General features: G+C 68.6%; 9 protein-coding genes. All 9 read left to right on the plus strand.

All coding sequences use genetic code 11. From position 1 onward, the window contains the following. Window positions 1–239: 239 nt before the first annotated feature. Window positions 240–491: a hypothetical protein gene (locus ON39_RS35120; protein ID WP_157195567.1), complete on the plus strand. Its 252-nt coding sequence runs from the start codon at window positions 240–242 to the stop codon at window positions 489–491. Window positions 492–543: 52 nt separating this feature from the next. Further along, complete coding sequence (locus ON39_RS35125) at window positions 544–1,542, plus strand: aldo/keto reductase (protein WP_040740627.1); 999 nt, start codon at window positions 544–546, stop codon at window positions 1,540–1,542. 67 nt (window positions 1,543–1,609) lie between these two features. Next, on the plus strand, window positions 1,610–2,383 hold the full coding sequence (locus ON39_RS35130; RefSeq protein ID WP_040740629.1) for a class I SAM-dependent methyltransferase: 774 nt from the start codon (window positions 1,610–1,612) through the stop codon (window positions 2,381–2,383). 121 nt (window positions 2,384–2,504) lie between these two features. Beyond that, a complete protein-coding gene (locus ON39_RS35135; RefSeq protein ID WP_051187496.1) occupies window positions 2,505–3,215 on the plus strand; it encodes a class I SAM-dependent methyltransferase in 711 nt (236 codons plus the stop codon). Window positions 3,216–3,416: 201 nt separating this feature from the next. Continuing rightward, window positions 3,417–3,878, plus strand: coding sequence for a hypothetical protein (locus ON39_RS35140; RefSeq protein WP_040740630.1), 462 nt, complete (start codon window positions 3,417–3,419; stop codon window positions 3,876–3,878). 97 nt (window positions 3,879–3,975) lie between these two features. Continuing rightward, window positions 3,976–4,239: an acyl carrier protein gene (locus ON39_RS35145; protein WP_040740631.1), complete on the plus strand. Its 264-nt coding sequence runs from the start codon at window positions 3,976–3,978 to the stop codon at window positions 4,237–4,239. Then, entirely contained in the window at window positions 4,236–5,021 is a 786-nt protein-coding gene (gene fabG, locus ON39_RS35150; protein ID WP_040740632.1) for a 3-oxoacyl-ACP reductase FabG, read from the plus strand. Before ON39_RS35145 ends, fabG begins: the two co-directional genes overlap by 4 nt. Window positions 5,022–5,050: 29 nt before the next feature. Beyond that, complete coding sequence (locus tag ON39_RS35155; RefSeq protein ID WP_040740633.1) at window positions 5,051–6,013, plus strand: aromatase/cyclase; 963 nt, start codon at window positions 5,051–5,053, stop codon at window positions 6,011–6,013. Window positions 6,014–6,015: 2 nt separating this feature from the next. Further along, window positions 6,016–6,483, plus strand: a 468-nt coding sequence (locus ON39_RS35160; protein ID WP_157195568.1) for an alpha/beta hydrolase, incomplete at its 3' end; no start/stop codon positions are given.

The raw sequence follows: 6,483 nt of genomic DNA on the forward strand, positions 1-6,483 counted from the left end.
GACCACGAGGTCGACGCGCTCGACCCGGACATCGGCATCGCCTGGCCCGCCACCGGACGCGACGGACAGCGATTGACCCTGCTCCGCTCGCCCAAGGACGCCGCGGCGCCCCGGCTGCGGGACCTGGCCGTCGCTCCGCGTGGTCGCCGATGACCGAACCCGGTGCCGCGCACCGGCGGTTCTTCGCTGAAGCGCGGCTCAACCCACCTTCGAGGCTCGATCCCCAGGATGGTGCGATCATGACCGACCGTCGAGAGCGATCCGCGCGTCTGCGCCGGGGCCTGCGCAGACTCCGCAGGTTCGCGATTCATCTGACGCCCGGCTTCTACGCGATCGGTTGGGGCTACCACATCGATGCCTCCATGGTCGAGGTGAGCCGGCCGCACCACGACCGCATCGATCGGATGCATCGACGCGACGGCCGCGGCTTGTCCGCAGCCGAGCGCGAGTCCTGGCGGGCACTGGAGAGATCACTCAGAAGCACGCGGTAACAAGCACTTTCGCCGCCCGCTGAGCGACGGCACATATCCAGGGGGGACATTCTTGGACCACGACCGGTTCTACACGCAACTGGGGCGCACCGGCCTGAAGGTCAGCCGCCTCGCCCTCGGCACGGTGAATTTCGGTGGGCGGGTGGAGGAACCGGAGGCCCACCGGCTCATGGACTACGCACTGGCCAACGGCGTCAATCTGCTCGACACCGCGAACCTGTACGGCTGGCGCGTCTACAAGGGATACACCGAGGAGGTCATCGGACGGTGGCTGCGGGCCGAACCCGGGCGTCGCGAGGAGATCGTGCTGGCCACCAAGGTCGGCAACGAAATGGGTTCGGGGCCCAACGATCAGGGCCTCTCGGCCCGGCACATCATCGCCGAGTGCGAGGCGTCGCTGCGGCGCCTGCGCACCGACTGGATCGATCTCTACCAGATGCACCGGATAGACCGCGCGGTCGGCTGGGAGGAGGTGTGGCAGGCCATGGAGCAGCTGGTCGGCCAGGGCAAGGTCCGCTATGTCGGCTCGTCCAACTTCGCGGGCTGGAACCTGGCCGCCGCACAGGAGTCCGCGCGCAACCGTCACTTCCTCGGGCTGGCCTCCGAGCAGTGCCTGTACAACCTGACCACCCGGTTCGCCGAGACGGAGGTGCTCCCGGCGGCGCGCGCCTACGGCATCGCCGTGCTGGCGTGGTCACCGCTGCACGGCGGCCTGCTCGGCGGCGCGATCCGCAAGCTGGCCGAGGGCACCGCGGTCAAGTCGGCTCAGGGCCGCGCGTTCACCGCGCTGCGCGACCGGCGCGACACCATCGTGGAGTACGAACGGTTCTGCGCCGAGATCGGCCGCGACCCGGCCCAGGTCGGGCTCGCGTGGGTGCTGTCCCACGCCGAGGTGACCGCCGCGGTCATCGGGCCACGCACGACCGACCATGTCGACGGCGCGATCGAGGCGCTGCGGATATCGCTGTCGGAGTCGGAGTTCGCCAGGCTCGACGCCTTGTTCCCGCCGCTGGGCCGGGGTGGCCCCGCCCCGGATGCGTGGATTTCCTGATCCCGTCGCCGCCGCAGCACACGCCCGCCCGCTCCGGGTGGGGCGCCATATCGAGAAAGGCAACCCGATGACCGAGACCGAGCACAAGCCGCCGCGGTATCTGCCGCACGAGTCCGCGCTGGAGAAGCAGGTGCGGGAGCGGCTCACCGAACTGCTGACCGAGACGCCGATGCCGCCGCACTATCTGATCGACAATCTTCCGGTGTACCTGCGGCGCCATCAGCTCGCCGATCTGCTGACCATGGACGCGCTCTACCGCATGCTGCCCGAGATCCCCGGCGTCATCATGGAATTCGGCGTTCTGCACGGCCGCCATCTCGCCATCCTGTCCGCGTTGCGCAGCCTGTACGAGCCGTACAACTCCTTCCGCCGCATCATCGGCTTCGACACCTTCACCGGATTTCCCGACCTCGCCGACATCGACCAGGTGAGCCCGAGCGCGGCCGTCGGCAGATTCGCCGTCCCCGACCACGAGGTAGACCATCTGCGCGAGGTGCTGGCGGCACACGAGTCGGGCGACTCGGTCTCGCACGTCCAGCGCACCTTCGTAGTCCAGGGCGATGTCAGGAAGACCGTGCCGGAGTATCTGGCGGAAAACCCGGAGACGGTTATCGGGCTGGCCTTCTTCGATCTCGATCTCTACGCGCCGACGCGCGAGTTGCTCGAGGCGATCCGTCCCCATCTAGCCAAGGGCAGCATCATCGCCTTCGACGAACTCGGGCATCCCCGGTGGCCCGGCGTAACCGCCGCGCTCCGTGAGACTTTCGGCCTCGACCGGATGGTGCTGCGGCAGCTGCCCCACCGGGAGCAACCGGTGATCTATCTGAAGTGGGGCGAGTAGCCGGGGGCGGCGCGGTCGGCGCGTCGAGGGCGCTTCGCGTTGTGACAGAACGCGGTCCGCGCTCCATGCGAAGGTAGGATGAATGCGTCGGATGCCCACGCTGAGCGATAGGCGACATCATATGACTGACGCAAATCCCCGCACCGAACCGTCGATGGTCGATTTCGAACAGAGCTATCAGGACCACACCCTGCTGCCCGGCGAGGCCGTACTGGACCGGCTGCCGTGGGAGATCGGCCGGCCACAACCCGAGCTGGTCGAGTTCGAGAAGTCCGGCCGGGTGCACGGCGATGTTCTCGACATAGGTTGCGGGCCAGGCGATTCCGCCATCTACCTGGCGGCCCGCGGATATCGGGTGACCGGGCTCGACCTGTCCCCGACGGCCGTCGAGAAGGCCCGCATGCGGGCGGCGACCGAGCGGGTCTCGGTGTCGTTCGCGGTCGCCGACGCCACCGAACTCACCGGCTACGAAGGCCGTTTCGACACGGTGGTCAGCAGCGCGCTGTTCCACTGCCTCGAGCCGAAGCAGCGCAGGCCGCATGTCGACGCACTGGTGCGGGTGACCCGGCCAGGGGCGCGGCTCATCCAGTTCACCTTCGCCGCAACGGATTACAGCGACGCGTTCGCGCCGTACGCGATCGATGAGAACGAGTTGCGCGCCACGTTCGATACCGCGGACTGGTCGATCAATACCCTGCGCCCGGGAAATCTGACGGCGGTGGCGTCCGAGACCATCCTGGCGTCGTTCGCCGAGAGCGGCTTCCGGCCCGAGTTGGACGACGAAGGGGCGATGCTGCTGCCGATCTGGGTGCTGGAGGCCGACCGCCGCTGAGGCCCCCGCCCCCGCTCACTCGACCCGGGTAGCCCGGCCGGTCTCACCACCGGCGGGCTCCCGGCGTCGGGCGATCACCCCTGTGCCCGCGGCGGCACCGTAATAGCCTGCGACAGCTGGAGATTCAGCGCCCGCGTCCCTCGAGACGGTCTTCAGAGGACTTCAAGTGCGACGCGAGTCACTGCGCCCAAGATCTGGCATATGACCAAAACACTTCTCCTGCTGCTCGCGGGGTTGGCCGCCACCGCGGTGCCCGCGCAGCCGGCCTCGGCGGAGCCCATCGAGTTCTTGCCGGTCGGCACCTGGACGGGTCTGGTGAAGGTGAGCGAGGACCCGCCGCACGAGTCCATCCTGAAGTTCACCGCGTCGGGCAAGGTCTGCCTGACCTTCGGCCACCCGGGTGAGGCCACCGGCACCGGCACCGGAACCTGGCAGCCCGCCGGGTACAACCGGTTCACCTTCCAGCTCACCCACGACGTGTACCTGCCGGACGGCACGCTTGCCGCGTATGTCGCGGTGCAGCACACGGCCAACCAGAAGCGCGACAAGTTCAGCAGTTCCGGCGACACCCAGGTCACCGACCCCCAGGGCAACCCCGTGCGGTCCGGGCCGTCCTCGATCGAGGCGACCAGGTCCAGCTACTCCACGCCCCATTGCCCGTAACCGGGCCCGGCGTCGTCGTGCGCCACCCACGCGAGACGCGGTCCGTCGCGGCGCGGAATTCACGGCGCGAGCATTCTCTCCCAGAAAGGTGAAACTCATGGCCACAAGGCATCTCACAATGGAGGACTTCCAAGGCATCATGTTCGCCGCGGTCGGCGGCGACGGCGCCAATTTCGTCTCCGACACCGATCAGGAGTTCGAGGATCTCGGCTACGACTCGCTCGCGCTGCTCGAGGCGGGCGGCCGCATCGAACGCGAATACGGTATCTCCCTTGATGATTCGGTGCTGACCGGCGCGAAGACGCCGCGCTCGTTCGTCGACGCGGTCAATACCGCCATCGCGGCGGGGACGGCGGCATGAGTACGCGGGACGGCCGGGTCGCGCTGATCACCGGGGCGACCAGCGGCATCGGCCTCGCGGTCGCGAATCAGCTTGCGGAACAGGGACATCGGGTCTTCATCGGGGCACGCACCGCGGAGACCGTCGCGCAGACGGTGAAGGCTCTGCGGGAACGCGATCTCCAGGCCGACGGCACCGAGCTCGACGTACGGTCCGGCGACTCGGTGCGCGCGTTCGTCACCGCCGCGGTCACCCGCTTCGGCGGTGTCGACATCCTGGTGAACAATGCGGGCCGCAGCGGCGGCGGCGTCACCGCCGACATCGCCGACGAACTCTGGTTCGACGTCATAGACACCAACCTGCACAGCGTCTTCCGGATGACCCGCGAGGTGCTCACCACCGGAGGCCTGCGCGACAAACCGTGGGGCCGCATCATCAATATCGCCTCCACGGCGGGTAAGCAGGGCGTCGTGCTCGGTGCGCCCTACTCGGCCTCCAAGCACGGGGTGGTCGGCTTCACCAAAGCGCTCGGCAACGAGCTGGCCCCGACCGGCATCACGGTCAACGCCGTATGCCCCGGTTACGTGGAAACGCCCATGGCCCAACGGGTTCGACAGGGCTATGCCGCGGCCTACGACACCACCGAGGACCAGATCCTCACGAAGTTCCAGTCGAAGATCCCGCTCGGCAGGTACTCGACGCCCGACGAGGTCGCGGGATTGGTCGGCTATCTGGCCTCGGATGTGGCCGCCTCCATCACCTCCCAGGCGCTCAACGTCTGCGGCGGCCTCGGCAACTTCTGACACTCATCCACCCCGCCCAGGAGGCGATCATGTCCACAGCCGACCACCGTGCCTGCGAACACGAGATCACGATCGCGGCGCCCGCCGCCGTCGTCTACCGACTGCTCGCCGAGGTCGAGAACTGGCCGCGCATCTTCCCGCCCACCATCCACGTCGAGCAGGCGAGCACCGGCGACCGCACCGAACGAATCCATATCTGGGCCACCGCGAACGGCGAGCCGAAGAGCTGGGTTTCGCGTCGCACCCTCGATCCCGACCGATTTCGCATCCGCTTCGAGCAGGAGGTCTCCGCGCCGCCGGTCGCCACGATGCACGGGGAGTGGATCATCGAGCCGGACGAGGCCGGCAACTCGCGCGTGCGGCTGCTGCACGGCTACCGAGCGATCGATGACGACCCGGACGGCCTCGCGTGGATCGAGGCCGCGGTCGACCGCAACTCCCGCGCGGAGCTGTCCGCGCTGCGGACCAATATCGAATCGACCCTCGCCGCAACGGAATCCACCTTCTCCTTCGAGGATTCGGTGCTGGTGCGCGGCCGGGCCGAGGATGTGTACGACTTCGTGAACGAGGCGGACCGGTGGGTCGAGCGACTCCCGCATGTGGCCTCGGTCCGGTTCGAGCAGACCGAGCAGGGCGTGCAGACCCTCGAGATGGACACCAGGGCCAAGGACGGATCCACCCACCGCACCATGTCGTATCGGGTGGTGTTCCCCGGCGAGCGGATCGTCTACAAGCAGGTCACCCTGCCGAAACTGCTCGCGCTGCACACGGGTGTGTGGACCTTCACGCCGACCGACGACGGGGTGCTCGCGACCTCACAGCACACGGTCGTGCTGAACACCGCCAACATCGCCTCGATCCTCGGCGAGAACGCGACCACGGCCGACGCGCGCGACTACGTACGAAATGCCCTGAGCACCAATAGCAGTGCCACGCTGGAACTCGCGAAGGCCTACGCCGAGGACCGGGCGGGCGCACTCGCCGTCGAGTGATCATGGCCGCCGACGAGTTCGACCCGCACGGCATCGTCGTCGACGCGGCGCCGGGCGGCCTGCCGCTCGCCGCCGAGCTACGGCTCAGCGGTGCGGCGGAGGAGGTGGCCCCGGTTCCCCAGGTCCGCCGGATCGCCTTGGTGGCAGGCGAACTCACCCTGTCGGCGCTGCTGTGCGCGGCCGAGCACCCGCGCGCGGTGATCGTCGCGCTGCACGGCGCGGGCACCAGCGCGCACTACTTCGACGGCCGCGCGCACCCCGACGTGTCCTTGCTGACGCTCGGGGCACGGCTCGGCTATACGGTGCTCGCGATAGACCGCCCCGGCTACCCGGCGTCGGCGGCCGAACCGGCTGCCGGGCAGTCGATCTCGCGGCAGGCGCGGACCATCGCGGCCGCCCTGCATGACTTCCGCGCCAAACACGCGGTGGGACAGGGCTTCTGCCTACTCGGGCACTCCTTCGGCAGCGCG

Source organism: Nocardia tenerifensis NBRC 101015 (assembly GCF_000308715.1).
GTDB classification, from domain to species: Bacteria; Actinomycetota; Actinomycetes; order Mycobacteriales; family Mycobacteriaceae; genus Nocardia; species Nocardia tenerifensis.